Origin of the sequence: Isoptericola sp. NPDC056578, assembly GCF_042793275.1 — a bacterium.
GTDB lineage: Bacteria > Actinomycetota > Actinomycetes > Actinomycetales > Cellulomonadaceae > Isoptericola.
In genome coordinates this window covers 1-25,584 of the sequence record NZ_JBHTVC010000073.1, presented here as the reverse complement: position 1 = coordinate 25,584, position 25,584 = coordinate 1, and the positions used below count along the sequence as shown (strand labels likewise).

The window sequence follows — 25,584 nt, the reverse complement described above, 5'->3', positions numbered from 1 at the left end:
GGTCTGCCCTGTCATGACACCCTCCGGAACGCTCGACGCCCGCTTCAGCGAGGCCACCGATCCCACGCCCTGGCCCGAGGTCGAGGCCGCTCTGACGGCCGCGACCGTCTACCAGCTCGTCACCATCCGGGCGGACGGCCGCCCGCACGTCACGCCCCTCGTCGGGCTGTGGACCGACGACGGCTTCGTCTTCTGCACCGGTCCCGGCGAGCAGAAGGCCCACAACCTCGCACACAGCCCGCACGTCGCCGTGACGATCGGGACCCCGGAGTGGGACGCCGGCCTCGACGTCGTCGTGGAGGGCGTCGTCGTCCGCGCCACCGGCGGCCCCGAGCTGCGTCGGCTGGCCGACGGCTTCCGCGCCAAGTACGGCGACGCCTGGGACTTCGAGAACGACGACGAGTCCTTCGACCCGCACGGCCAGCGCGCGCTCGTCTACCGCGTGGTGGTCGACAAGGTGCTCGCGTTCGCCAAGTCGCCGCACGGGCAGACGACCTTCCGGCCCTGACGTCGTTCAGTCGAACAGGCTCGCGGGGTCGGCGTCGATGGTCGGGACGGGAGCGGAGCACTCCGCCACGACCGCGCCGCCGTCCAACAGCTCCGCGCGCGCCGACCAGCCCGTGGGCTCCCCGGGCACGGTGACCACGGTGGACGCGACCTCGTCGGCGGGGGAGAACCATGCGACGTCGGCGGCCTCGTCGATCCCGTCGCCGGCCTCGTCGGGGCCGGTCGTGCCCGGGGACTCGGCCCAGTACAGGTGCCTCCCGTCCGGCGAGGTCACGGTGAGGCGGGCTTCGAGGTCGCCGACCTCCGGGTTGTCGCTCGAGTCCACGCTGAGCCCGGTGGTCCATGCGACCGCGACCTGCCAGCGTGTGACGTCGACGCGTGTGATGCCGAGCCGGGAGTCCATGTCGAACGACCGGGCGCTGCCGATCATTGCCGTCGCGGCGAAGTCCCCGGTGCTCATGCACGACGACTGCTGCTCGGACATCTGCTGCCCGCCGCCGGAGCTCGCGGTGACGCTCGCCGCCGCGGCCGCCGCGCACAGCACGAGTGCGACGCCGCCGGTGACGGGTCGCGGCCAGCGCAGCCAGGGCGCGTGCCGGTCGCGGGAGGCCCGCAGCCGGGCCACGAGCGGATGCGCAGGGGGCGCCGTGGTGCGGACGGCGACGGTGCCGAGCAGCGAGTCGGCGAAGGTGCGGCCGTCCTTCCGGAACGCGGAGCGCAGGTAGCCGATCAGCAGGATCGCGTCGAGCATGTGCGCGAACCAGCGCAGCACCGTTCCGAGCAGCCCGATCGGGCGGCCGGTGCGGTCGTCGACCACCGCGACGTGCGCCACCCGCTTGCCCGGCGTCGCGCCCGTGTACGCCTGGAGGATCCCGAGCGCCAGCAGGGTGCCGGCCGTCCAGGCCGCGCCGCCGGTCCCGCCGGGCTTGCCCAGGCCGGGGAGCGCGGCGAGCGTCGGCGCGGCGCCCGTCGCGAGGAAGACCACCGCCGCCACGATCGCGGAGTCGAGCAGCGTCGCCAGCACGCGCAGTCCCCACGCCGCCGGCGGGCGGTCGGGCGGGAACGGGCCGAGGGCGTGCTCGACGGGCCGCCCTGCCCCCGTGGAGGTGCCCCGAGGGGACGCCGTCGTCGTCATGGCCGGATGCTTCCACGAGCGGGCGAGCGCGTCCACGGGGCGTCCAGCCCGTGTCCAGGTCAGGGGGTCGCGACCGTGCCCGCGTCGCCGTCGACCGTCACCTCCGGGGCGTCGCGCAAGACGTCGGTCGCGGCGGGCACGCCGAGCACGGCGGGCAGCCGCAGCTCGCGCGCGACGATCGCCGCGTGCGACAGCAGCCCGCCCGTCTCCGTGACGACGGCGGCGACGACGCCGAACAGGGGCGTCCACGCGGGGTCCGTCTCGCGGCACACGAGCACGTCGCCGGGCCGCACGGCGGCGAAGCCGTCCGGTCCGTGCACCACCCGCGCCGGCCCGCTCGCCCGGCCGCCGCTGGCCCCCGTGCCCCGCAGCACGTCTGCGCGCCCACCACGCTCCGCGGGCGGCTCGGGGAGGGCCGCGGTGACGGGTCGGGCCTGGAGGAGCCAGACCGTGCCCGCGTCGTCCACCGCCCACTCGACGTCCTGCGGCCCGCCGCGCAGGTCGGTGACCCGCTGTCCGAGCGCGGCGAGGCGCAGCACGGTGTCGTCGTCGAGGCAGGGGCGGTCACGCTCCGACGCCGGGACGTCGCGGGTGGTCGTGCCGGCGCCCGGTCCGGTACGCGCGCGGTCGACGCGGGTGCGCTTGTCGCCGGTGCGGTGCTCGACGACGCGGCCGTCGGCGACGGTCCAGCGGTCGGGGCCGACGGCGCCCTGCACCACGCTCTCGCCCAGCCCCCACGAGGCCTCGACGACGGCGCGCCCGTCGCCCGTGAACAGCACGCCCGCCGCGCGCGCGTCGACCAGCCGCTGCACGACGACCGAGACGTCGGCAGGGGTGTGCAGGCCGGACGTCGCGGACCGGTAGGCCATGGCGCGCGGGCCCGCCGCCGACGCGCGACAGGCTCGGACCGCCTCGACGACGCGGTCCGTGCCGACGGCCCCGAGCACCGTGGCGTACTGCCCGGCCGCCGACGCGCGGGCGCCGTCCTCGTCCGACGCCGACGACCGCACCGCCACGGGCGCGTGTCGCCCGAGCGTGTCGAGCGCACCGTCGACGGCGGCGACGAGGCCGTCACCGTCGAGGGAGGCCGGGACGACGAAGCCGTCCGGCACCGGCAGCCCGGCCCGCCGCAGCACGCCGAGCGCGGCGGCCTTGCCGCCGTGCGCCGGGGCCGCGTCGTCGAGCGGCACGACAGGCTCCACGCCGCACCTCCGTCCCTGGACGTCGTTCGCGAGCTCGCCGACGGCGGCACGCAGGGACCGACGTCGGCGCTGCTCAACATGTCGTTGACAACAGTTCGTTGATGGTGCACGGTCTCCGCATGGACCGCAAGCCTCACGACGCCGACGAGGGCGCCGCGCGCGCCGAGGCCGGCGCCCGCCGCGTGCTGCTCGACCTGGGTGCCGACGCGCTCGCGCCGCGGCCGTGGGAGCCGGCGTCCGTGCCGCCGTCGGCGACGGACCTCGTGCGCCACTACCTGTGGCGGTCCGCGCGCGGGGAGCTCACGCCCGAGCAGGACGCCGCCGGGGCGCTCGCCGCCCTGGCGCTCGTGCCCGCCGCGCGCGCCGAGGCGGAACAGCTCGAGACGGCGGCGCTCTTCTCCGCCCGCGCCGCCGGGCACACGTGGGGGCGGATGGCGTCGGCGCTGGGTCTCGGCTCCCCGCAGGCCGTGCAGCAGCGGCTCGACCGGCTCGTCGCACGGTCCGCCGGTGCGGGGGAGTCGCCGTGAGCCGTGCGTCGGAGCCCGAGCTCCTCGTGCTGCACGCCGTCCGCGTGCGGGGCACGGCGGACGATCGGGCCGTGGCCGAGCGGTCGGGGCTCGCGGCGGAGGTCGCCCGCGAGCTGCTGCTGGATCTCGAGGCGTTCGGGCACGTGACCTGGGCGGAGTTCGCCGGGACCGGCGGCTGGTCCCTCACCGGGCGCGGGCGGGCCGAGGGCGAGCGGCGCCTCGCCGCCGAGCTGGCCGCCGACCCGACCGGCCGTGCCGCCGCCGTCGTGCGCGAGGCGGTCACCGCGTTCGACCCGCTGAACGGCCGGCTGCTCAGGGCGTGCACCGACTGGCAGCTGCGGCCCGCGGACGGCGGCCGGCTCGACGTCAACGACCACCGGGACGCGTCGTGGGACGGCCGCGTGCTCGCCGAGCTCGCCGACGTCGTCGACGGCGTGCGCCCGGTGCTCGCCGGGCTCGCGGGCGAGCTTGCCCGCTTCGCCGGCTACGACCTGCGGCTCGACGACGCCCTGGCCGCGGCGCGGGCCGGCGACGGCGCGCGCGTGGCCGGCCTGGGCACGGCCTCCGTCCACGGGGTGTGGATGGAGCTGCACGAGGACCTGCTCGCCACCGCGGGACTCCCGCGCGGCGCCTGAGATCGCTGTCGGTCCCTGCTGGCACCCTGGGCGGGTGACGGGACGGGCAGTGATCAGCGAGGCGAGCGGCGACCTGCTCGCGGCGGACGTCGACGCGCTGGTCAACGCGGTGAACACGGTCGGCGTGATGGGCAAGGGGCTCGCCCTGCAGTTCCGCCGCGCCTACCCGGCGATGTTCGACGACTACCGCGAGGCCTGCCGCTCCGGTGAGGTGCGTGTGGGGCGGATGCACGTGTGGGAGACCGGCGCGGACTCCGGCCCGCGGTTCGTCGTGAGCTTCCCGACCAAGGAGCACTGGCGCTCCGCGTCGCGCCTGGCCTTCGTCGACGACGGCCTCGTCGACCTCGCCGCGGTGATCCGGCGGCACGGGATCCGGTCGGTCGCTGTGCCCGCCCTCGGTGCCGGGCTCGGCGGACTCGACTGGGGCGTGGTGCGCCCGCGGATCGTGGCCGCGCTCGGGGAGCTCGACGGCGTCGACGTGCGGCTGTACGGGCCGCAGGGCTGACGCCCGGGCCGTGGGCCATCAGACCGCGGCGACCTCGTGCAGCGACGACGCGAGCGGCGCGATCTCCGGGATGTTCTCGGCGCGCGTGAGGGCGTCCTCGAGCGCGCGGTCGTGCGTGGGCCGGGCCTTTGTCAGCAGGGCCCGGCCGGCGGGCGTGAGCTCGGTGTAGATGCCGCGGCGGTCGTCGGCGCACAGGATGCGCGTGAGCAGGCCGCGGTCCTCGAGGCGGGTGACGAGGCGCGTCGTGGCGCTGCTGGACAGCGCGGCGGCACGCGCGAGCTGCTGCATGCGCATGTGCCAGCCGTCCTGGCGGCTCAGCGCGTCGAGCACGGTGAACTCCACGACGGAGAGCTGGTGCTCCTTCTGCAGCGCGCGCTCCAGGTCCGTCTCGATCAGCCCGTGCAGCGCGGCGAGCGTGCGCCAGCCGCGCGCGCGGATCTCGACGGCGTCGTCGGCGATTCCCATGTCGGCCTCCTCGCGGGCCCGTGGCGGCCCGTCGTCCGGGTCACAGCATAGCGCCTTGCGCCGATATAGCGCGTGTGCAACTATCTAGAACGTTGCGCGTGCAACTAGTGCACGCGCAACGTTCCCCGCTCCCCACCCTGGAGGCCTCGATGCCTGCCGCGCTGTACGCCCTCGCCCTCGGGGGCTTCGGCATCGGACTCACCGAGTTCGTCATCATGGGCCTGCTGCCGGAGGTGTCCGCCGACTTCGGCGTCACCGAGCCGGTGGCCGGCTACCTCATCTCCGGCTACGCCCTGTCCGTCGCCGTCGGAGCCATCGCCATGACCGCGGCGCTGTCCCGCATGCCGCGCAAGCGGGCCCTCCTGCTGCTCATGGTCCTGTTCATCGTCGGCAACCTGCTGTGCGCCGTCGCCCCCACGTACGGCATGACGATGGTCGGCCGGGTCGTCGCGGCACTGTGCCACGGCGCGTTCTTCGGGATCGGCGCGGTCGTCGCGGCCGACCTCGTGCCCGCGAACCGTCGCGCGGCCGCCATCTCGATCATGTTCGCCGGTCTGACTGTCGCGAACGTCGCCGGGGTGCCGCTCGGCACGTTCCTCGGCCAGGCGGCGGGCTGGCGCGCCACGTTCTGGGCCGTCACCGCCGTCGGCGTGCTCGGTCTGATCGGCATCGCCGTGCTCGTGCCGCGCACGGAGCACCGCTCCACCGGGTCGGTCCTCACGGAGTTCCGCATCTTCCGCGGCAGCCAGGTCTGGCTGTCCATGGCGGTGACCGTGCTCGGCTACGGCGGCATGTTCGGCGCCTTCAGCTACATCGCGTTCACGCTCACCGAGGTGAGCGGCTTCAGCAGCGCCGCCGTCCCGTGGCTCCTCGTCGTCTTCGGCGTCGGCACCGTCACGGGCAACGTGCTGGGCGGCCGGGCCGCCGACCGCAACCTCGTCCGGTCGCTCGTCACCGTGATCGCCGTGCTGGCCGTCGTCCTCGTCCTCTTCGCGCTCACGGCGCAGAGCCAGGTCGCGACCGTCGTCGGCCTGCTGCTCATGGGCGGCTTCGGCTTCGCCACCGTGCCCGCGCTGCAGACGCGCATCATGCGGTACACGGACGCGGCGCCGACGCTCGGCTCCGGCGCCAACATCGCCGCGTTCAACGTCGGCAACGCGTTCGGCGCGTGGGCCGCGGGCCTCGCCCTCGCCGCCGGCGCCGGCTACACCTCGCCCCTCTGGGTGGGCGCGGTCGTCACGGTCGCCGGGCTCGGCGTCCTCCTGGTCGCCGTGCGCACCCGGGGCGGCGAGCTCGCCCCGGCGCGCGACGCCGACCGCGAGCTCGCGCCCGCCGCCGTCTGACCCACCCTCCTGAACCTCAGCCCCGCACCACCGGAAGGACCTCCCCCATGACCGCGAACGTCCCCACCGTCACGCTCTCCGACGGCCGCACCATGCCCCAGCTCGGCTTCGGCGTCTTCCAGGTGCCCGACGCCGAGACCACGGCCGCGGTGAGCGCCGCGCTCCAGGCGGGCTACCGCAGCATCGACACGGCCGCCGTCTACGGCAACGAGCGCGGCGTGGGCCGCGCCCTGGCCGAGTCGGGCGTCGCCCGCGACGAGCTGTTCGTCACCACCAAGCTGTGGATCGACAGGCTCGGCCGCGCTGCGGCCCGCGAGGGCCTCGAGGAGAGCCTCGAGAAGCTCGGCCTCGACCACGTGGACCTGTACCTCGTCCACTGGCCCACCCCCGCCACGGACGACTACCTCGACGCCTGGAAGGGCCTGGAGGACCTGCGCGACGCCGGCCTCGCGACGTCGATCGGCGTCTCCAACTTCCTGCCCGAGCACCTCGACCGCGTGGCCGCGCTGGGCGGCAGCACCCCGGTCGTGAACCAGGTGGAGCTGCACCCCGCGCTGCAGAACCGCGCGACCGTCGCCGCGAACGCCCGCCACGGCGCGGTGACCGAGGCGTGGAGCCCGCTGGCGCAGGGCGCCGTCCTGGGCGACGCGCCCGTGGTCGACGCCGCCCGCGCGCACGGCGTGACGCCCGCCCAGGTGGTGCTGCGCTGGCACCTGCAGCAGGGGCGCGTCGTCATCCCCAAGTCCGTGACACCCGCGCGCATCGCCGCGAACCTCGACGTCTTCGGCTTCGACCTGACGGACGCCGAGCTCGCCGCCATCGACGGGCTGGAGCGCGACGGTCGCACCGGGCCGCACCCGGCTGCGTTCAACGGCTGAGACGTCCGCTCGCGGCACGGAACGGCACGGCGTCGGCCACTACGATCGGGGGAGCCCGAGGTCGACGCCGTGCCGACCGGCATCCCCGCTCCGAGGAGACTCCCTCATGCCTGTCCCCACCCGCGTCGCCGTCGTCACCGGAGCCAGCAGCGGGATCGGTGCCGCCAGCGCCCGCGCCCTCGCGGCGGCGGGCTTCCACGTGGTCCTCGGCGCCCGCCGCATGGACCGGCTCGAGCAGGTGGCGGCCGAGACCGGCGGCACGGCGATCCCGCTCGACGTGACGGACGACGCGTCCGTCGCGGCGTTCGCCGCCGCCGTCGACGAGCGCCTCGGACGCTGCGACCTGCTCGTCAACAACGCGGGCGGCGCGCTGGGGACGGAGTCGGTGGCCGACGCCGACCTCGCCGACTGGCAGCGCATGTACGACATCAACGTGCTCGGCACCGTCCGCGTCACGAAGGCGCTGCTGCCGAGCCTGGTCGCCAGCGGCGACGGGCAGGTCATCACCATCGGCTCCATCGCGGGGCGCGAGCCCTACAAGGGCGGCGCCGGGTACAACGCGGCCAAGCACGCCGAGGCCGCGCTGACCCGGGTGCTGCGCCTGGAGCTGCTGGGCCAGCCCGTGCGCGTCAGCGAGATCGACCCCGGCATGGTGCACACCGACTTCTCCCTGGTCCGCTTCAAGGGCGACCAGGAGAAGGCCGACGCCGTCTACGCCGGGGTCGAACCGCTCACGGCCGAGGACGTCGCCGAGACGGTGGCGTGGATCGCCACCCGCCCGGCGCACGTCAACGTCGACCAGGTGCTGCTCATGCCCCGCGACCAGGCCGCGGCTCAGGTGGTCCACCGGCGCTGACCTCGCGCTCCTCCGCGCCCTCGTCGTCGTGCCCGACCACCTTGAGGCCGATGGCGCAGCCGATGATGCCGACGAGGAACAGCGCCTTGAGCAGCGACGCGGTCTCCGTGCCGCTGACCATCGCCCACGCGACCGTCAGCGCGGCGCCGACGCCCGTCCAGATGGCGTAGGCGGTGCCGATCGGGATGTGCTTCGCGGCGTAGCCCAGGCCGAGCATGCTCAGCGACAGGGCGACGACGAAGACGATCGTGTCGGCGGGCACGGTGAACCCGCGGCTCGCGTGCAGGGCGGTGGCCCAGACCGCCTCGAGGACGGCGCTGGCCAGCAGCACGCCCCAGGCGATGGTGCTCGTGTTCTTCGCGCTCATGTCAGCTCACCACCTTGAGTCCCACGACCGACCCGACCAGGCCGACCAGCAGCAGGGCGCGCGCGACCGTCAGCCGCTCGTCGCCGCGCACGATGGCGACCAGCACGGTGAGCACCGCGCCGATGCCCACCCACACCGCGTAGGCGGTGCCCATGGGGATCGTGAGCATCGCGTGCGCGAGGCCCCACATGCTCAGGGCCAGTCCGACGACGAACACCGTCGTCGGCACCGGGCGCTTGAAGCCGCGCGACGCGGCCAGCGCGGTCGCCCACACGGCCTCCATCACGCCGGCGGCGATGAGGATCAGCCAGTCCACGGCTCTCACTTCCCCTCGGTCGGGATCTGCTGGAAGGTCTTCGCACGATCGTGCGAAGACAGTTCTAGCACACTTCGCACGACTGTGCGAACATGGGCGGGTGCCCCAGAAGCTCGACCGTGACGAACGCCGCCGCCAGGTGTCCGAGGCCGCGTGGCGCGTCCTCGTGCGCGACGGCCTCGAGGCCCTCTCCGTCCGCAACGTGGCCGCCGAGGCCGGCCTGCCGCAGAGCTCCCTGCGCTACACGTTCCCCACCGTGTCCAGCGTGCGCGAGCGCGCCGTCGCGCTGGTGCTGGAACGGTTGCAGGAGCGGGTGGACGCCGTCGAGGAGGGCGACGGCTGGTCGCGCGCGGTGCTCGCGCAGCTCCTCCCGCTCGACGCCGAGCGGCGCACCGAGATGGAGGCCTACCTGGCCCTCGGGACCGCGGCCATGACCGACCCCGCCCTGCGCGACGGGCACCGCGCCGCGCAGGACGCCATCCGCGACGTGTGCGCGCGGGCGCTCGCCACCCTCGCCGGGGGCCCGCCGTCCGACGTCGAGGTGCGCGGGCTGCACGCGCTCGTCGACGGGATCGCGCTGCACGTCGTGCGCCAGGAGCCCGACGCCGACGCCGGCTGGGCGCTCGACGTGCTCGACGCGCACCTGGCGCGCGTGACCGGCTGAGGCTCAGGAGGTCGCGGCGCCGCCGTGCCCGTGCCGGGCGACGAACGGCGTCAGGAGCTCCTCGACGCTGCCCCAGACCTCGTCGAACGGGGCGCCGGACTCGAGCATCCGCGACGCGGCGTTGACGACGGCGTTGACCAGCTCGGCGGTGCGGCCGGGGTGCGGCACCTCGAGCGCGCGCAGGGTGTCGACCAGGGGGCGCAGGAGCTCGCCGTGCATGGCCTTCGTGCCCTGCGCCACCGCGGGTGCGGGGCCGGCGCTGGCCAGGGCGGTCGCGAGCGCGTGCTCGCCCTCGGCCACGAGCTCGAGGTTGGTCCGCGCGTAGGCGAGGACCCGGCCGGCGTCGTCGTCGGCGTCGTCCATGGCCCTCGCGACCGTCGCCGCCCAGCGGGGGAAGACGTCCTCGACCATCGCGCGCAGGAGGTCGTCGGCGGAGCGGAAGTACTGGTAGATGCTCGGCCGCGCGAGGCCGGAGCGCTCGGCGAGCGCCGCGAACGTGGGCGGGCGGCCGGTCTCGGCGAGGAGGGCACGCGCGGCGTCGAGGAGCGCCCGCTGCTGCGCCGCGCGGTGCTCGACGACGGTGGGGGCGCTGATGCGCGGCACGGGCACTCCTCCTCGCGGGTGCCCCGGGCCCGCGGGCCCGGGGCGTGACGGTCAGTCGACCAGTCTCCCATCCTCCATCCGCACCACCCGGTCGCAGTGCTCCAGGACGTCGTGGTCGTGGGTGACCATCACGGTCGCGACGCCGTGGTCGTGCGTCTCGGCCGCGAGGAGCTCGACGACGTCGTGGCTGCGCGCCCGGTCGAGCGCCGCGGTCGGCTCGTCGACGAGGAGGAGAGCCGGGGCCGTCACCAGCGCGCGGGCGATGCCGACGCGCTGGCGCTCGCCGCCGGACAGCTCGTGCGGCCGGCGGCCGGCCTTGTGCGCCATGCCGACCTGCTCCAGGAGCTCGAGCGGCGACCGCGCAGAGCCTGCGACCTTGCGCCCCGTGGCGTGCAGGGCGAACCGCAGCTGGTCGACGGCGGTGAGCGCGGGCAGGAGGTTGCCGGACTGGAACACGAAGCCGATCCGCTCGCGCCGCAGCCGGGCCTGACCGGAGCCGGAGAGGGGGCCGACGTCCACGCCGTCCACCTGGACGGTGCCGGAGTCGGGCCGGGTCAGCGCCCCGGCGACGGCGAGCAGGCTCGACTTCCCGGCGCCGGACGGGCCGACGACGGCGAGCAGCTCGCCCGCCGGGACGGCGAGGTCGACGTGGTCGAGCGCGACGACGGTGGTGTCACCGTCGCCGAGGGTGAGCACGACGTCGGTCAGGCGGAGGCCGTCGCCTGCGGCGGAGGGCCGCGCGGTGGCGGTGGTCGTCGTGGTGGGTGCGGGCTGGGTCATCGCTGTCCTCCGAGGGCGGTGAGCGGGTCGACGCGGGCGATGCGGCCGACGGCGGCGGCCGCGCCGAGGAGGCCGAGCACGACCAGCAGCGCGGCGGCGGCCGCCACCGGCACGGGCTCGAGCGAGAACGGCATGGCGGTGGACGTCAGGAGCGCGCCGAACCCGACGCCGACGGCGACGCCCACCGCGGTCGAGCCGACGAGGACGACCGCGGCCTGCCCCAGGGCGTCGCGGACCAGGTAGCCCGAGCGGGCGCCCATGGCGCGCGCGACGGCGATCTCGTGCCGGCGCTGGATGGTCCACACCGTGAAGAACGCGCCGACCACGAGGGCGGAGATGGCGTACAGGAACGTCTGGATGAGGTCGAGCGTGAGGGTCTCGGCCGCGTACCCCGGCGAGCCCTCGAACGAGTCCTCGAGGGGCACGGCGGCGGTCCCGGTGCCGGCGCCGGCGGCCGCGAGGTCGAGGTCCGCCCCGTCGGACTCCGCGAGCGCGACGGCGGTCGCCTCGTCGTAGGCCTCGGGGCGCACCTCGTCGCCGGGTCCGGCGCCGGCGTGGATCTCCTGCCAGGTGGCGAGGGGGACGTACGCGACGTCCACGTGCCCGTAAGTGTGCTGGCCGTCGAGCACGCCGACGATCGTCAGCTTCGTGCCGAGCCGGTCGACCGTCACCGTGTCGCCCACCCCGAGCCCGAGGTCGGTGACGGTCTCGCTGACGACGATCCCGTCGTCCTGCGCGAGACCCTCGCCCTGCGTGACGAGGTCGGGCGCGGGCGCGAGGAACGAGTCGGGGTCGACGCCGAAGAGGGCCAGGTCGACCGCCTCGCCGTCCGGGCCCTCCGCGTTGACGAGCTGGTTGCCGAACAGCGCGGCGTCGGCGACGCCGTCCTCCTCGGCCCACCGTGCGGCCTGGTCCCGCTCCACCGTGCTGCGGGAGAACGCCGAGTCGACGGGGGTGCCCTCGTCGAAGGCGAACGCCGTCACGGGCAGCTTCTTGAGCCCGGAGACGCCGTCGTTCACCAGCCCCGAGGAGAGCCCCGAGAGGATGACGACGAGGATCGCGACGAGGGCGACGACACCCCCCATCAGGCCGAACCGTGCCCGCGCGAACACCAGCTCGCGCCACGCCAGAAACATCGTGCTCCCTTCCGCGCCGGCACCAGTTGCCGACGTCATGTCGGGAACGATACCAACGCGACGTCGGGAAACTGTCGGGATGCGGGAGCTCAGGCTGTGGGGTGGGTCACCGGGCCTCGCGGCCGCCGCCCGCCAGGGCGTCGCCCACCTCGGAGCGCAGGTACAGCACGGAGCGGCCGGCGCGGGCCGACGTCAGCAGGCCGGCGTCGCGCAGGACGCGCAGGTGCTGGTTGACGGCGCTGGTCGTCACGTCGAGGCGGCGGGCCAGCTCGGTGGACGACGCCGGGTGCTCCAGCGCGGTGAGCAGGCCCGCCCGCGCGCGGCCCAGGACGGCGACGAGGGCGCGGTCCGCCACGTGCCGCTCCGCCTGCCACAGCGTGCCCGTGCCGCGCGCGCCGTACATGATCATCGGCGGCTCGGCCGGCGAGATCGGGGCGGACGCCGCCCGGGTGAACAGCGTGGGCACGAGCGTGAGCCCCGCCCCGGTGGTGGAGCGGCGGTGCTCGCCGCTGAGCGTCCCCAGGCGGACGCTCACCACGCCCTCGGCGAACGAGACCCGAGGGGAGAGGTCGGCGAACATCGCGCCCGCGCCGCGCGCCGAGATCACGGTGCCGCGGTGCACGACGTCGGCCTGCAGCACGGCACGCATCCGCGGCCAGACGGGCGCGAAGCAGGCGTCCCAGTAGCCGGTGAGCGCGTCGAGCATCCGGCGCCGCACGCGGGGGAGCGGGCCGCGCAGCGGAGCGGGCAGGCCGCCCGGGTGCACCGCGGCGAGGTCGTGCGCGACCACGGCGTCGTCGACGCCGGCCACGCCGACGAGCTCGTCGTCGAGGCGGGTGAGCGGGCTGCCCGGGCGCGGCGTGAGGAAGTCCGGCGTCCACATCACCTCGTTGGTCAGCGCGAGCAGCATCTCGCCGTCGAGGGTCGGCCGGGCCTCCTGCACGCGGCGCAGCCACGGCAGGTGCACGGGGAAGCGGCCGGGGTCGCGCCACGCGCGCAGCGACAGCACCAGCTCGTTCAGCGGGGAGACGGCGAACCGGACGTCGGCGAGGTCCATGCCCGCCAGCTCGTAGTGCATCCAGCCCATCAGCGGCTCCGTCCCACGGTGTGAGCATAGATGTAGGCCAGCGCTACATCCGTTCCGGGTACGGACGGACGGGTCCCTACTGGTGCCGTGATCCAGACCCTCCTGCCGCGGGACCCCGTGGCGCGCGCCCTCACCGTCTCGACCATGGCGTTCGCCGCGTCGACGGGGATCTTCTACACCGTCTCCGTCCTGTACTTCACGCGCGTGGTCGGGCTGCCCGCGACCACCGTCGGGCTGGGCCTCGGCATCGCCGGCGGCGCGGGCGTGCTCGGGTCGTACCTCGCCGGGCGCTGGTCGGACCGGCGCGGCGCGCACCGCGTGCAGGTGTGGGGCCTGCTCGCACAGGCGCTGGCGCTGGCGGCGTACTCGTTCACCTCCGACGCGGTGAGCTTCACCGCCGTCGCCGTCGTCGTCAGCGCCGGACGCGGGGTGCAGTCCACCGCCCGGCAGGCGCTGCTGGCCCGGTGGTTCACCGGCCCCGAGCGCGTCGACGTCCGCGCGCGGCTGCGCGTCGTGACGAACGTGCTCATCGGGCTCGGCACGCTCGCCGCCGCCGTCGCGCTCCTGGTGGACACCGCGGCCGCGTACCGCACCGCGATGGTCGCGACGGCGGTGCTGCTGCTCGGCGCCGTCGTGCCGCTCGTCCGGCTGCCGCGCCGCGTGCCCGAGCTGGCCGCGCGGATGCTCGCCGACCCGCCCGTCGCCGGCACCCCGGACGCCGCCGCGGCCGCCGACCCCGTGCACCGGGCCGCGCCCGGGATGCACCCGCTGCGCGACCGCACGTACGTGGCCAGCGTCGTGCTCAACGCCGTCGTGGCCATGCAGTTCGGCGTCATGACCGTGGGCGTGCCGTTGTGGGTCGCGACCACCGACGCCCCGACCGCCGTCGTGTCCGCGCTGCTGGTGGTCAACACGGCGCTGGTGGCCCTGCTGCAGGTCCGCGCGTCCCGCGGCACGCACGAGGTGCGGGCGGCCGGCCGGGCCGTGCGTCGCGGCACCCTCCTGCTGGCCGGCGCCTGCGTGCTGTACGCGGCGGCCGGGCACGGCGGCCTCGTCGCCGCGACCACGCTGCTGCTGCTCGCCGCCGTCGCGCACTCGCTCGGCGAGGTGCTGTCCGAGGCCGGCGGCTGGGGCATGGCGTTCGAGCTCGCCGACCCGCGCCGCGCCGGCGCCTACCAGGGCCTGTCGCAGACCGGCTACGCGCTCGCCGGCATGGCCGCGCCCGTCGTCGTCACCGCGCTGCCCATCCGGTTCGGCACCCCCGGCTGGCTCGCGCTGGGCGCGATCTTCGTCGCCGCCGGAGCCGGCGCGGCGCTCGTCGCGTCGCGAGCCGCTGCCGCCCGTCCGGTCGACGACGGGGTCCCCGCCGCCGCCTGACGCTCGGGTCGGCGGCCCGTGGATCGCCCCGGGCACGCGCCCACCGCGCCCTTCGGGCAGGTTCGTCCGAGAATGCGGGTGTGACGGACGAGGGGACGCGGGCGGGCGAGTGGTTCGTCGGGACGCACGGCGCGCCGGTGACGACCGCGGACGACGACCACCCGGCGCGCTGGCTGCACGTCACGGACAAGGAGGCGTTCCTCGCCGCGGCGCAGGAGATCGACCCGGCGCTGCGGGAGCGGCTCGCGCAGGTGCACGTGGTCGCGAGGGACGTGCCGAGGCGGCCGGCGGCCGCGGTGCGCTGGCTCGACGACGACTGGGTGGCGGTGCTGACCCCGACGGTCTGGTTCACGGAGGACGACCGGCAGGTGCACACGGGCGAGCTGGGCGTGCTCGCCGGCCCGGACGCGGTGCTGACGTTCGAGGCGGGTGGCGCGGGCGTGCGCGAGCACGCGATGGACCGGCTCCGCGGGCCGGGCCCCACGCACGGGTCGGGCGCGCAGCGGGTGGCGCTCGCCGTCGTGCTGGGCCTGGTGGGCGTGGCGTCCGAGGTGGAGGTGGCGCTCGGGGACGCCGTCGCGGACACCGAGCGCGTCGTCTTCGACCGCACGACGGCGGACCCGGTGCAGCGCCTCTACGACCTCAAGCGGGAGATCACCGAGGCGCGGCGGGCGCTGCTGCCCGTGTCGGCGGAGCTGCCGGAGCTCACCACCGACGAGCGCCGCGTCGTCGCCGACCGGCGCACGCTGGAGCGGGTGGCGTCGACGGTCGAGCGCATCGACCGGCACCTCGACGCGCACGACGACCTGCTCTCCGACATGCTGCAGGTGCACCTGTCCCAGGTGTCGGTGCGGCAGAACGAGGACATGCGCAAGATCTCGGCGTGGGCGGCGATCCTCGTGTACCCCACGGTGGTCGCCGGGATCTACGGCATGAACTTCCGCCACATGCCGGAGCTCCACTGGCTGCTCGGCTACCCGTTCGCGCTCGTGCTCATGGCCGTCGGTTGCGTGGTGCTCTACCGCGTCTTCCGTCGCGTGGGCTGGCTCTGACCGACCGGCGGGTGCTCCGCTACCCTGTGCGCTCCAGGCGCCCGACGGAGGGACGGTCCCGTGCAGCTGCTCGTGGTCGAGGACGACGACCATGTCGCCGGCGCGCTCGTGTCCGTGCTCGGACGGCACGGCTACGAGGTGGTCCGCGCCCGCGACGGCGCCTCCGCCCTGCGCGAGCTGAGCCCGCGCACCGACATGGTGCTGCTCGACCTGTCGCTGCCCGACATCGACGGCTTCGAGGTCTGCCGCCGCATCCGCCGCGTCTCGGACACCCCGATCATCATGGTCACGGCGCGCACCCGGCTCGACGCGCGCATCCGCGGCCTCGAGCTCGGCGCGGACGACTACGTGACCAAGCCGTACGACGTGCGCGAGGTGCTCGCCCGCATCGACGCCGTCATGCGCCGCGGCCGCGGCCGCGAGTGGGACGGCGCCCGCGCCGAGGCCGCCGACGCGCGCGTGCGCGTCCGCGGCCTGGTGGTGGACCTCGCGCGGCGCGAGGTGCGGCGTACGGCCGGCGCGGTGGGCGACCGGGTGGGCGAGGCCGTGGGCACCGTCGTCGAGCTGACCCGCAAGGAGTTCGACCTGCTCGCGCTGCTGGTGCGCCAGCAGGGCTCGGTGCTCACGCGCGAACGGATCCTGCGCGACGTGTGGGGCTCCAGCTGGAAAGGCCTCGGCCGCACCCTCGAGGTGCACGTCGCGTCGCTGCGCCGCAAGCTCGGCGAGCCCGACGTCGTGGAGACCGTGCGCGGCGTGGGCTACCGGGTGGCAGCGCCCGACGGCGGTGGGCCCGCGGGCACGGGGGCGTAGAGGTCGATGCGGACCCGCCTGGCGATCATCCTGTTCGTGCCCTGCGTGCTGGTGCTGGCGCTGCTCGGCACCGCGTACGCGGGCAACGTCGCGCGGGCGAACCAGCAGGAGGTCTACCTCGACCGGCTCGCGGACGCGGGCTACCTGGTCATCACGGCCCGGCAGTCGCTGACCGCCGACGACCCGACGATCGTCGAGGGCGACCTGGACCGCTACCGCGAGGTGTACGGGGTGGCGGCCGCGGTCGTGGACCAGTCGGGCGCCACGTGGGCCAGCAACGGGCTCGACCCGCAGGAGGTGGACGAGCGGCAGGCGGCGCTCGCGGGCCGCCGCGGCGAGGCGGATCTCAGCTCGCTGCCGTGGAAGGCCGACCGGGTGGTGGTGGCCGAGCCCGTGTACGACGGCGGTGACCTCGTGGGCGCCGTCGTCACCGTGTCCGACGCGGAGGAGATCTCCCGCAGCATCTGGTCGAGCTGGGGCATCCTCGTCGCGGCCGGGCTGGCCATGTGCGTGCTGGCGGTCGTCATCGCGCACCGCACCGCGGGCTGGGTGCTGCGGCCGGTGCGCGCCGTCGACACCGCGATGGGCGAGATCGGCCGGGGGCGGCTCGACGCCCGCATCCCGCCGTCCACCGGGCCGCCCGAGCTGCGCGAGGTGATCACCCGGTTCAACGCGATGGCCGCCCAGGTGGAGCACTCCATGCACCGCCAGCAGGAGTTCGTCTCGAACGCGTCGCACGAGCTGCGCAACCCCCTCAACGCGCTGATGCTGCGCGTCGAGGACCTCGCCCTGTCCACGCCGCCCGAGCACGCCACCGAGGTGGCGCACGTGCGTGCGGAGGCGGTCCGCATGGCGCACATCCTCGACGCCCTGCTGCTCCTGGCCGACGACGCGAACCTGGCCGCGGGCGCCCACCCGCTGGACGTCGCCGACCTCGTCGCGCGGCGCGTGGACAGCTGGCGGCTGCTCGCCGTCGGGCGCGAGCTGACCTTCGACGACCCGGGTGACGGCGCGTGGGCCGAGCTGAACCCGATCGTGCTCGAGTGCGCGTTCGACGCCGTCCTGGACAACGCGGTGAAGTTCTCGCCCGACGGCGGCCGCGTCGAGGTCACGGTGACCGGCGGGGCGCCGGGCGGCGGGGCCGTCGAGGTGGTGGTGCGCGACCACGGCGCGGGCGTGCCGCCCGAGGAGCTGGACCGCCTCGCCGAACGGTTCTGGCGCTCGCCCGGTCACAGCACGGTGCGCGGTTCGGGGCTGGGCCTGGCCATCGCGTCGGAGCTGCTCGCCACGGGCGGCGGCGGGCTGCGGCTGGGCCTGCCGGACGGTGGGGGCCTGGAGGTGCGGCTGCGCGTGCCCGCGCCGACGGCGGTCGGCGGCGCGCCCGTCGACGCGGAGGTGACGTCGTGAGGGCGGGGCGTTCCCCGGCGGCGCGCCTCGCGGTGCTGGTCGTCACGGTGCTCGTGGCGCTGCCGGTGCTCGCCGCGTGCGTGGGCGACGACACCGCCGGCGACCCCTGGGACGGGCAGCGCCCCGACGCGCTCACCGTGGCGACCGGCGGCTCGACCGGCATCTACCACGCGTACGGCACGGCGCTGGCGCAGGTGCTCGAGGACCGTTACGACGTGCCGGTCGCGGTCGACGAGTCGGGCGGGTCGGTGGAGAACCTCGAGAGCCTCGACGCCGGCACGGCGCAGGTGGCGTTCAGCGCCGCCGACGCCGCGCGGGACGCCGTCGCGGGCGGGGGCGAGTTCGACGAGCCGCTCGACGTCCGTGCCCTGGCCCGCGTGTACGACGACTTCCTGCACCTCGTGGTGCCGGCGAGCTCCCGGATCCGCAGCATCGACGACCTCCGGGGCAAGGACGTCTCCCTCGGGGCGCCGCAGTCGGGCACGGCCCTCATCGCCCACCGGCTGCTCGCGGCGGCGGACGTGCCCACCGAGGACCTCACCGACGCGAGGCTCGGCCTCGACGGCTCGATCGAGGCGCTGCGCGCGGGCGAGATCGACGCGTTCTTCTGGTCGGGCGGGCTGCGGACCCCGGGCCTGACGGCGCTCGCCGACGACGTGCCGGTGCGGCTCGTGCCCCTGGGCGACCTGGTCGAGGAGGTGCGCTCCCGGTACGGCAGCGGCTACCGGCACGGCATCGTCCCCGAGGGCATGTACGGGTCGTCGCGGGTGGTCGAGACGCTCGCGGTGCCGAACTTCCTCATGGTGCGCGCCGACATGCCCGACGCCGAGGCGCAGACCCTGGTGTCCACGCTGTTCGACGCGCGGGCGCAGATCGCGGCGCAGGTGCCGTCGGCGGCGAACCTCGACCGGGTGCGGGCGATCTTCACCGACCCGGTCGAGCTGCACCCCGGCGCGCTGCGGTACTACCGCGACACGAAGGACTGACGGCTACCAGGCCGCGGCGGCGGGCACGGCGGAGACGAGCCGCAGGCGGTGTCCGACGCCGCCGCGCCACGGGGCGGACGGCGCGAGGGACGTCGGGTACCCGGTGGGGTTGCGCTGGTGCCACCGCCACAGGTCGAGGCAGATGTCCTCGACGCCGCGGGTGGCACGCCAGCCGAGCTCGGCCTCCGCGCGGGCGGGGTCGGCGTACGACACGGAGACGTCGCCCTCCCGGCGGGCGGCGACGCGGTACGGCACGGTGCGCCCGGTGGCGGTCTCGAAGGCGCGGACCAGCTCGAGCACGCTGGTGGGGCGGCCGCTGCCGAGGTTCCAGGTGGACAGCTGCTCCTCGGCGTCGCCGAGCGCCGCCAGGGCGGCGACGTGCCCGGCGGCGAGGTCGTCCACGTGCACGTAGTCGCGCATGGCCGTGCCGTCGGGCGTCGGGTGGTCGACGCCGTGCACCTCGAGCCCGTCGCGCAGCCCGGCCGCGGCCTCCGCGACGGCGGTGAGCAGGCTCGCCGACGCCCCCGTCCGGTCGGGCCCGAGCGACCCCGAGGGGTGCGCGCCCGCCGCGGAGAAGTGCCGCACGACGCCCACGCGCAGGGCGGGGCCGGCGTCGGCCACGACGTCGCGCAGGATCTGCTCGTTCATCGCGTGGCTGCGGCCGACCGGGCCGGTGGGGGAGAGCGGCGCGTCCTCGGCGTGCGGCAGGTCGCGACCTTCGCCGTACACGGCGGCCGACGACGACACGACGAGGCGGTCGACGCCGTACCAGGCCATGCAGCGCAGCAGCGTGAAGGTGGTGCCGAGGTTGGTCTCGTAGCTGTCCAGCGGGCGGACGCCGCGGGCGCTCGGGCTCTTGATGCCCGCGAGGTGCAGCACGGCGTCGAAGCCCTCGGTGTCGAAGAGGCGCTCGAGGGCGTCGATGTCCGCCCCGTCGAAGACGTGCACCGGCACGGGCCGGCCCGCCAGGATCTCGACCCGCTCCAGCGCCGCCGGGACACCCCGGGAGAAGTCGTCCACCACGACGACGTCGTGCCCGGCCCCGAGCAGCCGGAGCACCGTGTGAGACCCGACGTACCCGGCGCCTCCGGTCACCAGGACGCGCATGGGGGTTCCTCGCTTCACGGCTCACGGCGGGTTGATGTCGCGTCGTCATCCTCGTGGCCGGGCGCGGGCGCACGCAGGCGATTTGAGGAAGGTCAGAGGGTGCAAACCGGCATCGAACCGTCACAGCACGGCGATCTGGCCCAGCTCCTGCGTGCACCGGGTGAGCGCCACGTAGAGCCCGTTCCAGCCGCGCGGCTCGGCCGTGATGCCGTCCGGGTCGACCACGACGGCGGCGTCCCACTCGAGGCCCTTCGCGTCGGTCGCGGACAGCACGGGCACGCCGTCCGGCAGCGTGTCGCGCAGCGCGGCGAGCCGGGTCGTGGGCGCGACGACGCCGACCGTGCCGCCCGCGTAGCGCCCGGCCATCCCGGCGACGGCGTCGGAGACGACCGCCGGCCACGTGCGCTCGTCGGTCTCGGCCCGCCAGGGCGCGACCGGGGCGGAGCGGACGGCGCGCGGCGGGGCGTTGCGGCTCCCCGCGCGGCGCAGCACCGGGACGGTCAGCTCCATGACCTCGCGCGGGGTGCGGTAGCAGATCGTCAGGTCGGCCCGCCGCCAGCGGTCGCCGAGGGCGTCTCCGACGGCCTCGCCCCAGTCGGTCTGCCGGTGCGCGGACGAGGCCTGGTCGATGTCGCCGACGGCGGTGACGGACCGGGTGGGGCAGCGGCGCACCACCATGTGCCACTGCATGCCGGACAGCTCCTGCGCCTCGTCCACCACCACGTGGCCGTACGCCCAGTCGCGGCGGGCGGCGGCGCGCGCGGCGACGAACACGCCGTCGCGGGTGTCCTCGTCGGTCTCGTCGCCGGCACCGTCGAGCGGGTCGCCGAGCAGGTCGGCGAGGGCGTCGAGGAGCGCCACGTCGCTGCTCGACCAGCCGTCCTCGCCGCCGGCCGGCTCGGCGACCACGCGGGCGACGTCCGCGGCGGTGAGGTCGGTGGCGTGCGCGGCCAGGAGGTCGGCGTCGTGCAGCAGGCGGGCGAGCTCGGCGGCCGGGTCGCGGCGCGGCCACCACGCGTCGAGCGCCGCGGCGACGCCGCGGTCGGCCGCGACGCGCACCCGCAGCGCCTCGAGGTCGGACTCGGACAGCACGCCGTCGACGTCGGAACCGGTCGCACCGGTGGGCACGGCCCGGTCGTCGGCGGCGGCCAGGCGGGCGTCGAGCTGGCCCAGCACGTCCTCGAAGCCCTCCTCGGCGCGGGCGAGCAGCTCGGCCTGGCGGTCGGCGACGGCGTCGACGAGGAGCTCGTGCACCCGCTCGGTCGCGCGCTCGCGGGCCTGGTGGTACGAGCCCGCACCCACCGCACCGCGGCGCGCGGCCGCCAGCTGCGCCGCGGACAGCACGTGCTCCTCGCCGTCGAGCGCCAGCGCGAGCGGCCCGTCGTCCGGCTCGAGCGACGCGACGAACCGGCGCAATGCGGGGAGCCACGACGACCGACCCTTGAGCTCCGCGACGCCGCGCCCCTCGGCGCGCGTGGGCCGCACGCCCGGCACCAGCGTGTCGCACGTGGCGGAGACGACCGCCGTCTCCCCGAGCGCCGGGAGCACCTGGGCGATGTAGTCGAGGAAGCGCGTCGACGGCCCCAGCACGAGCACGCCGCGCTCCGCCAGGTGCGGCTGCGCGAACAGCAGGTAGGCGACGCGGTGCAGCGCCACGACCGTCTTGCCCGTGCCCGGGCCGCCCTGCACCACCAGCGGGGTGCGGGCATCGGCGCGCACGACGTCGTCCTGCTCGCGCTGCAGGGTGGCGACCGCGGTGCCCATCCGGCCGGTGCGCCGCTCGTCCAGCGCGGCGAGCAGCGCTCCCTCGCCGACCAGGCCGGAGTCGTCCAGCCCGCCGTCGAGCGGCTCGTCGTCGACGCCGACCACCTCCGGCCCGCGCGTGCGCACGTGCCGGCGGCGGCGCACGCCCTGCGGGTCCACCGGCGTCGCCGTGTAGAACGGCCGGGCGACGGCGGCGCGCCAGTCCACGACCAGCGGCTCGTCGTCCTCGGTGGCGCCGGGCAGCCCGACGCGGCCGAGCCGCCGCACCGAGCCGTCGTCGCCGTCGAGCCGGCCGAAGACCAGGCCGTGGTCCGCCGCCCGGAGCTCCGCGCGCCGCGCCCGCAGCCGCGCGATCCGGGCGCGGGCGGCGGCGTCCTCGGGGCGGGCGGCCGTCAGCGTGACCTCCAGCTCGTCGAGCACCGTGGCGCGTCGTGACCATGCGGCGTCGAGGGCGGCCTGCTCCTCCTCGAGCGCGCCCGCGACGGCGTCGTCGACGGCGTCGGAGGTCGTGGCGGAGGTCGTGTCGGAGCTGGCACCGACGGTGGTGACGGAGGGGTACGGGGTGGCGGGCTGGGGCACGAGACCTCTTTCGTACGGTGTACGGGGCCCTGCCCCAACGCGCCGCCTCCCGCGATTGTTCCCCGCGCGCCCGAACCGCAGCGCCTGTTCGGCAGGGGTGGGCGGCGCTGTCAGTAGACGTACGGCCAGCCGGCGTCGTCGTAGCCGAGCAGGTTGATGCCGAGGAACGACGCTCCCGAGTCGGCGTAGTAGTGGTACATCAGCACGTCGGCGTCGACGTCCGAGAAGACGGTCTGGTGGCCGGGCCCGTGGATCGACCCGTGCCCGGCGAGCACCTGCGTGCCGCCACCCTGGGTCATGGGGACGCCGGCGCGGTCGACGTACGGGCCGGTGACCGACGTCGAGCGCCCGACCATGACGCGGTAGGTGGAGTCGGCGCCCTGGCAGCACGCGTCGAACGACACGTAGAGGTAGTAGTGGTCGCCGCGGCGGTGGATGGTGGGCGCCTCGATCGCGCCGCCGCCGCGTCCGGCGAGCGCGTGGAACGCGGAGCCCGAGCGCAGGCCCGACTCCGGGTCGAGGCGGATCATCTTGATGCCCGACCAGAACGAGCCGAAGCTCAGCCACCACCGGCCGTCGCCGTCAACGACGAGCGCGGGGTCGATCGCGTTGAAGTCGTCGGAGGTGCTCGACTCGACGACCTTGCCGCGGTGCGTCCACGTGCCCGGGTCGCCGGTGGGGCTCGTGGCCAGGAAGATCGCGGACCGGTTCACGCCGAACGACGACGCCGAGTACCAGAGGTAGTACTGCCCGTTCGCGTGGTGGATCTCCGGCGCCCACAGGTGCGTGCCGCCGCCGGTGTACGGGTCGGCCCAGGGCGTGCCGCCGGGGAACGCGGCGCCGACCTCCGTCCAGCGCGTGCGGTCCGTGGACGTCTTGAGGCGGACGCCCTCGCCGGTGCCGGCGACGAGGTAGGTGCCGTCGGGCTTCCGCACGACGTCGGGGTCGTGCACCCCGGTGTCGCCGGTGACGACGCCGGGGCCGGGATAGTCGGCAGCGGCGGCGGTCGTGGTGACGGCGGCGGAGCCGACCACCAGCGCGGCCGCGGTGACGGCGGTGGTCGCGCTGGCGGCGAGCCTGGTCCAGGCGGTGCGGGCGTTCATGGTGCTCCTCTTCGTCGAGGGATCTCAGTGAGCGTTCGCGTGCCCGGGGAATTCTCCATCGTTGTAGAAGCGCCGCAAGGGTGACGGTGCAGGTCGGGGGGGCGACGTCGGCTCGTCAGAGGTCGCGGAATACGGGTGGGGGGTATATGGTTGGCGGCAGGACAATACCCCTAGGGGGTATCAGTCGAGATCGCGAACCCGTCCGTCCGAGGCAAGGATCGAGCTGTGGACCACTCCTCTCACGACCAGCACACGGGGCACCGGAGCCCCGACGCCGCACGCGTCCTGGAGCACGACCACCACGCGCACGAGGGCCACGACATGTCCGGCCATGACATGTCCGGCCACGGCGGCCACGCGGGCCACGGCGATCACGTGGGCCAGTTCCGCCGGCTGTTCTGGATCATGCTGGCGCTGGCGGTGCCGACCGTCGCACTGTCGCCGATGTTCGCGATGGTGCTCGGCTACGAGCTCCCGGACGCGGCGTGGGTCGACTGGGTCTCGCCGGTGCTCGGCACGGTGATCTACGTGTGGGGCGGCCGGCCGTTCCTCACGGGCGCGGTGTCGGAGCTCAGGGCGCGCAAGCCCGGGATGATGCTGCTCATCGGCCTGGCGATCACGGTCGCCTTCGTCGCGTCGCTGGGCGCCAGCGTCGGCGTGCTCGACCACCAGCTCGACTTCTGGTGGGAGCTCGCGCTGCTGGTCGTCATCATGCTGCTGGGCCACTGGATCGAGATGCGGTCCCTGGCGCAGACCACCTCCGCGCTCGACTCGCTGGCGGCGCTGCTGCCGGACGAGGCGGAGCGCGTCGAGCAGGGCACGGCGGGCGAGCAGGTCGTCACGGTGTCGCCGTCGGACCTCCGCGTGGGCGACGTCGTCCTGGTGCGGCCCGGCGGCAGCGTCCCCGCCGACGGGCGGGTGGTCGACGGCCGCGCCGAGATGGACGAGTCGATGGTGACGGGCGAGTCGCGCACCGTGGGCCGCACCGTGGGCGACGCCGTCACCGCCGGCACGGTCGCGACCGACTCCGGCCTGCGCGTCGAGGTCACGGCCACGGGCGACGACACCGCGCTCGCCGGCATCCAGCGGCTGGTGGCCGAGGCGCAGGCGTCGTCGTCGCGGGCCCAGCGACTCGCCGACCGCGCGGCGGGGTGGCTCTTCTGGTTCGCGCTGGGCGCCGCGGTCGTCACCGCCCTCGCCTGGACGGCCCTCGGGCTGCCGGACGACGCCGTGGTCCGCACCGTCACCGTCCTCGTCATCGCCTGCCCCCACGCGCTGGGCCTGGCCATCCCGCTGGTGGTCTCCATCGCGACCGAGCGGGCCGCCCGCGGGGGCGTGCTCATCAAGGACCGCCTGGCGCTGGAGAGCATGCGCACCGTGGACGCCGTCCTGTTCGACAAGACCGGCACGCTGACCAAGGGCGAGCCGACGGTCGCGGACGTCGCGGCGGTCGGCGACGTGGACGCCGACACGGTCCTCGCGCTCGCCGCGTCCGCCGAGGCGGACAGCGAGCACCCGCTCGCCCGGGCGATCGTCCGGGCGGCCGGGGCCCGCGGCCTCGACGTCCCGCGCGCGACGGACTTCGCGTCGTCGCCCGCCGTCGGCGTGGTCGCGACGGTCGACGGGCACGAGGTGCGCGTCGGGGGCCCGCGCCTCCTCGAGGAGCAGCTCGGGGAGCAGGGCGCGGGCGAGGTCCCGCAGGCGGACGCCTGGCGCGCGGACGGCGCGATCATCCTGCACGTGCTGCGCGACGGCGCCGTCGTCGGCGGGCTGAAGCTCGCGGACGAGGTGCGGCCGGAGTCCGCCGAGGCGGTCGCGGCCCTGCACCGGCGGGGCGTGCAGGTCGTGATGATCACGGGCGACGCCGAGGCGGTGGCTCGCTCGGTCGCCGACGAGCTCGGCGTCGACCGGTACTTCGCCGGCGTGCGGCCGGAGGACAAGTCGGCGCGCGTGGCCGGGCTGCAGGCCGAGGGCCACCGGGTCGCGATGGTCGGCGACGGCGTCAACGACGCCCCCGCGCTCGCGCAGGCGGACGTCGGCATCGCGATAGGCGCCGGCACGGACGTCGCCATCGCGTCGGCCGGCGTCATCCTCGCCAGCGACGACCCCCGGTCCGTGCTGTCCGTGATCGAGCTGTCGCGGGCCAGCTACCGCAAGATGAAGCAGAACCTGTGGTGGGCGGCGGGCTACAACCTGCTGTCCGTGCCGCTGGCGGCGGGCGTGCTCGCCCCCGTCGGGTTCGTGCTGCCGATGTCCGTCGGCGCGCTGCTGATGTCGCTGTCCACCGTGGTGGTGGCGCTCAACGCGCAGCTGCTGCGACGGCTGGACCTGCGGCCCGACGTCGCCACCCGGGGGGTGCTGGACCGCTGACGGCGGGGCCCTGAGCTCGGTCC

The 25,584-nt window shown here is 75.5% G+C and carries 26 protein-coding genes; 14 read left to right on the top strand and 12 right to left on the bottom strand.

Features of this window, described 5'->3' with window-relative positions; genetic code table 11:
- On the top strand, window positions 1–508 hold a 508-nt coding region (locus ACFQ80_RS20360; protein ID WP_430564931.1), incomplete at its 5' end, for a pyridoxamine 5'-phosphate oxidase family protein.
- Between the two features lie 6 nt (window positions 509–514).
- On the opposite strand, the gene ACFQ80_RS20355 is transcribed toward ACFQ80_RS20360, so the two are convergent.
- Window positions 515–1,642: an RDD family protein gene (locus ACFQ80_RS20355; protein WP_430564930.1), complete on the bottom strand. Its 1,128-nt coding sequence runs from the start codon at window positions 1,640–1,642 to the stop codon at window positions 515–517.
- Window positions 1,643–1,701: 59 nt separating this feature from the next.
- Window positions 1,702–2,844 (bottom strand): PEP/pyruvate-binding domain-containing protein, encoded by a 1,143-nt coding sequence (locus ACFQ80_RS20350; protein WP_430564929.1) that lies wholly within the window; start codon window positions 2,842–2,844, stop codon window positions 1,702–1,704.
- A gap of 119 nt (window positions 2,845–2,963) precedes the next feature.
- Between ACFQ80_RS20350 and ACFQ80_RS20345 the strand changes: the two genes are divergently transcribed.
- Genes ACFQ80_RS20345 through ACFQ80_RS20335 form a run of 3 tightly spaced genes read left to right on the top strand, consistent with a single transcriptional unit; the run spans window position 2,964 to window position 4,511 of the window.
- On the top strand, window positions 2,964–3,371 hold the full coding sequence (locus tag ACFQ80_RS20345) for a DNA-binding protein (RefSeq protein ID WP_430564928.1): 408 nt from the start codon (window positions 2,964–2,966) through the stop codon (window positions 3,369–3,371).
- The gene (locus ACFQ80_RS20340) at window positions 3,368–4,006 is read left to right on the top strand and encodes a transcriptional regulator (protein WP_430564927.1); all 639 of its coding nucleotides are present in this window, start codon (window positions 3,368–3,370) and stop codon (window positions 4,004–4,006) included. Before ACFQ80_RS20345 ends, ACFQ80_RS20340 begins: the two co-directional genes overlap by 4 nt.
- Window positions 4,007–4,040: 34 nt before the next feature.
- A complete protein-coding gene (locus tag ACFQ80_RS20335; RefSeq protein ID WP_430564926.1) occupies window positions 4,041–4,511 on the top strand; it encodes a macro domain-containing protein in 471 nt (156 codons plus the stop codon).
- Between the two features lie 18 nt (window positions 4,512–4,529).
- On the opposite strand, the gene ACFQ80_RS20330 is transcribed toward ACFQ80_RS20335, so the two are convergent.
- On the bottom strand, window positions 4,530–4,976 hold the full coding sequence (locus tag ACFQ80_RS20330) for a MarR family winged helix-turn-helix transcriptional regulator (RefSeq protein WP_430564925.1): 447 nt from the start codon (window positions 4,974–4,976) through the stop codon (window positions 4,530–4,532).
- 149 nt (window positions 4,977–5,125) lie between these two features.
- Here ACFQ80_RS20330 and ACFQ80_RS20325 point away from each other — a divergent pair, with 149 nt between their 5' ends.
- From ACFQ80_RS20325 to ACFQ80_RS20315, 3 genes are all read left to right on the top strand, one after another.
- The gene (locus ACFQ80_RS20325; RefSeq protein WP_430564924.1) at window positions 5,126–6,319 is read left to right on the top strand and encodes an MFS transporter; all 1,194 of its coding nucleotides are present in this window, start codon (window positions 5,126–5,128) and stop codon (window positions 6,317–6,319) included.
- A 47-nt stretch (window positions 6,320–6,366) separates the two neighbouring features.
- A complete protein-coding gene (locus tag ACFQ80_RS20320; RefSeq protein WP_430564923.1) occupies window positions 6,367–7,197 on the top strand; it encodes an aldo/keto reductase in 831 nt (276 codons plus the stop codon).
- Between the two features lie 106 nt (window positions 7,198–7,303).
- Window positions 7,304–8,053: an SDR family NAD(P)-dependent oxidoreductase gene (locus tag ACFQ80_RS20315; protein ID WP_430564922.1), complete on the top strand. Its 750-nt coding sequence runs from the start codon at window positions 7,304–7,306 to the stop codon at window positions 8,051–8,053.
- Here ACFQ80_RS20315 and ACFQ80_RS20310 read toward each other — a convergent pair.
- The gene (locus ACFQ80_RS20310) at window positions 8,007–8,420 is read right to left on the bottom strand and encodes a DMT family transporter (RefSeq protein WP_430549224.1); all 414 of its coding nucleotides are present in this window, start codon (window positions 8,418–8,420) and stop codon (window positions 8,007–8,009) included. The genes ACFQ80_RS20315 and ACFQ80_RS20310 overlap by 47 nt on opposite strands.
- A 1-nt stretch (window position 8,421) precedes the next feature.
- Window positions 8,422–8,736 carry a DMT family transporter gene (locus ACFQ80_RS20305; protein ID WP_430564921.1) on the bottom strand — a complete coding sequence of 105 codons (315 nt, stop codon included), beginning with the start codon at window positions 8,734–8,736 and terminating at the stop codon, window positions 8,422–8,424.
- 100 nt (window positions 8,737–8,836) lie between these two features.
- Between ACFQ80_RS20305 and ACFQ80_RS20300 the strand changes: the two genes are divergently transcribed.
- Window positions 8,837–9,400 carry a TetR/AcrR family transcriptional regulator gene (locus ACFQ80_RS20300; RefSeq protein ID WP_430564920.1) on the top strand — a complete coding sequence of 188 codons (564 nt, stop codon included), beginning with the start codon at window positions 8,837–8,839 and terminating at the stop codon, window positions 9,398–9,400.
- Window positions 9,401–9,403: 3 nt separating this feature from the next.
- Here the strand turns inward: ACFQ80_RS20300 and ACFQ80_RS20295 are convergent, their stop codons facing one another.
- The 4 genes from ACFQ80_RS20295 to ACFQ80_RS20280 all read right to left on the bottom strand — a co-directional run bounded on the left by ACFQ80_RS20295 (window position 9,404) and on the right by ACFQ80_RS20280 (window position 13,006).
- The gene (locus tag ACFQ80_RS20295) at window positions 9,404–10,003 is read right to left on the bottom strand and encodes a TetR/AcrR family transcriptional regulator (protein ID WP_430564919.1); all 600 of its coding nucleotides are present in this window, start codon (window positions 10,001–10,003) and stop codon (window positions 9,404–9,406) included.
- 51 nt (window positions 10,004–10,054) lie between these two features.
- Entirely contained in the window at window positions 10,055–10,783 is a 729-nt protein-coding gene (locus tag ACFQ80_RS20290; RefSeq protein WP_430549220.1) for an ABC transporter ATP-binding protein, read from the bottom strand.
- Complete coding sequence (locus tag ACFQ80_RS20285; RefSeq protein ID WP_430564918.1) at window positions 10,780–11,958, bottom strand: ABC transporter permease; 1,179 nt, start codon at window positions 11,956–11,958, stop codon at window positions 10,780–10,782. The genes ACFQ80_RS20290 and ACFQ80_RS20285 overlap by 4 nt, the downstream gene beginning before the upstream one ends.
- 67 nt (window positions 11,959–12,025) lie before the next feature.
- On the bottom strand, window positions 12,026–13,006 hold the full coding sequence (locus tag ACFQ80_RS20280) for a DUF5937 family protein (RefSeq protein WP_430564917.1): 981 nt from the start codon (window positions 13,004–13,006) through the stop codon (window positions 12,026–12,028).
- An 87-nt stretch (window positions 13,007–13,093) separates the two neighbouring features.
- Between ACFQ80_RS20280 and ACFQ80_RS20275 the strand changes: the two genes are divergently transcribed.
- The 5 genes from ACFQ80_RS20275 (at window position 13,094) to ACFQ80_RS20255 (ending at window position 18,638) form a co-directional block, all read left to right on the top strand.
- A complete protein-coding gene (locus ACFQ80_RS20275) occupies window positions 13,094–14,383 on the top strand; it encodes an MFS transporter (protein WP_430564916.1) in 1,290 nt (429 codons plus the stop codon).
- Between the two features lie 80 nt (window positions 14,384–14,463).
- Window positions 14,464–15,435 (top strand): CorA family divalent cation transporter, encoded by a 972-nt coding sequence (locus ACFQ80_RS20270; RefSeq protein ID WP_430549216.1) that lies wholly within the window; start codon window positions 14,464–14,466, stop codon window positions 15,433–15,435.
- Between the two features lie 60 nt (window positions 15,436–15,495).
- A complete protein-coding gene (locus tag ACFQ80_RS20265) occupies window positions 15,496–16,245 on the top strand; it encodes a response regulator transcription factor (protein WP_430549215.1) in 750 nt (249 codons plus the stop codon).
- A gap of 6 nt (window positions 16,246–16,251) precedes the next feature.
- Window positions 16,252–17,652 (top strand): ATP-binding protein, encoded by a 1,401-nt coding sequence (locus ACFQ80_RS20260; RefSeq protein WP_430564915.1) that lies wholly within the window; start codon window positions 16,252–16,254, stop codon window positions 17,650–17,652.
- Window positions 17,649–18,638, top strand: a complete 990-nt coding sequence (locus ACFQ80_RS20255; protein ID WP_430564914.1) for a TAXI family TRAP transporter solute-binding subunit — start codon at window positions 17,649–17,651, stop codon at window positions 18,636–18,638. The genes ACFQ80_RS20260 and ACFQ80_RS20255 overlap by 4 nt, the downstream gene beginning before the upstream one ends.
- A 3-nt stretch (window positions 18,639–18,641) precedes the next feature.
- Here the strand turns inward: ACFQ80_RS20255 and galE are convergent, their stop codons facing one another.
- The 3 genes from galE to ACFQ80_RS20240 form a co-directional block, all read right to left on the bottom strand.
- Complete coding sequence (gene galE, locus ACFQ80_RS20250; RefSeq protein WP_430564913.1) at window positions 18,642–19,745, bottom strand: UDP-glucose 4-epimerase GalE; 1,104 nt, start codon at window positions 19,743–19,745, stop codon at window positions 18,642–18,644.
- Between the two features lie 120 nt (window positions 19,746–19,865).
- A complete protein-coding gene (locus ACFQ80_RS20245; protein ID WP_430564912.1) occupies window positions 19,866–22,088 on the bottom strand; it encodes a HelD family protein in 2,223 nt (740 codons plus the stop codon).
- A 110-nt stretch (window positions 22,089–22,198) separates the two neighbouring features.
- Complete coding sequence (locus ACFQ80_RS20240; protein WP_430564911.1) at window positions 22,199–23,191, bottom strand: arabinan endo-1,5-alpha-L-arabinosidase; 993 nt, start codon at window positions 23,189–23,191, stop codon at window positions 22,199–22,201.
- Window positions 23,192–23,512: 321 nt separating this feature from the next.
- Between ACFQ80_RS20240 and ACFQ80_RS20235 the strand changes: the two genes are divergently transcribed.
- Window positions 23,513–25,561, top strand: a complete 2,049-nt coding sequence (locus ACFQ80_RS20235; RefSeq protein ID WP_430564932.1) for a heavy metal translocating P-type ATPase — start codon at window positions 23,513–23,515, stop codon at window positions 25,559–25,561.
- Window positions 25,562–25,584: the final 23 nt, after the last annotated feature.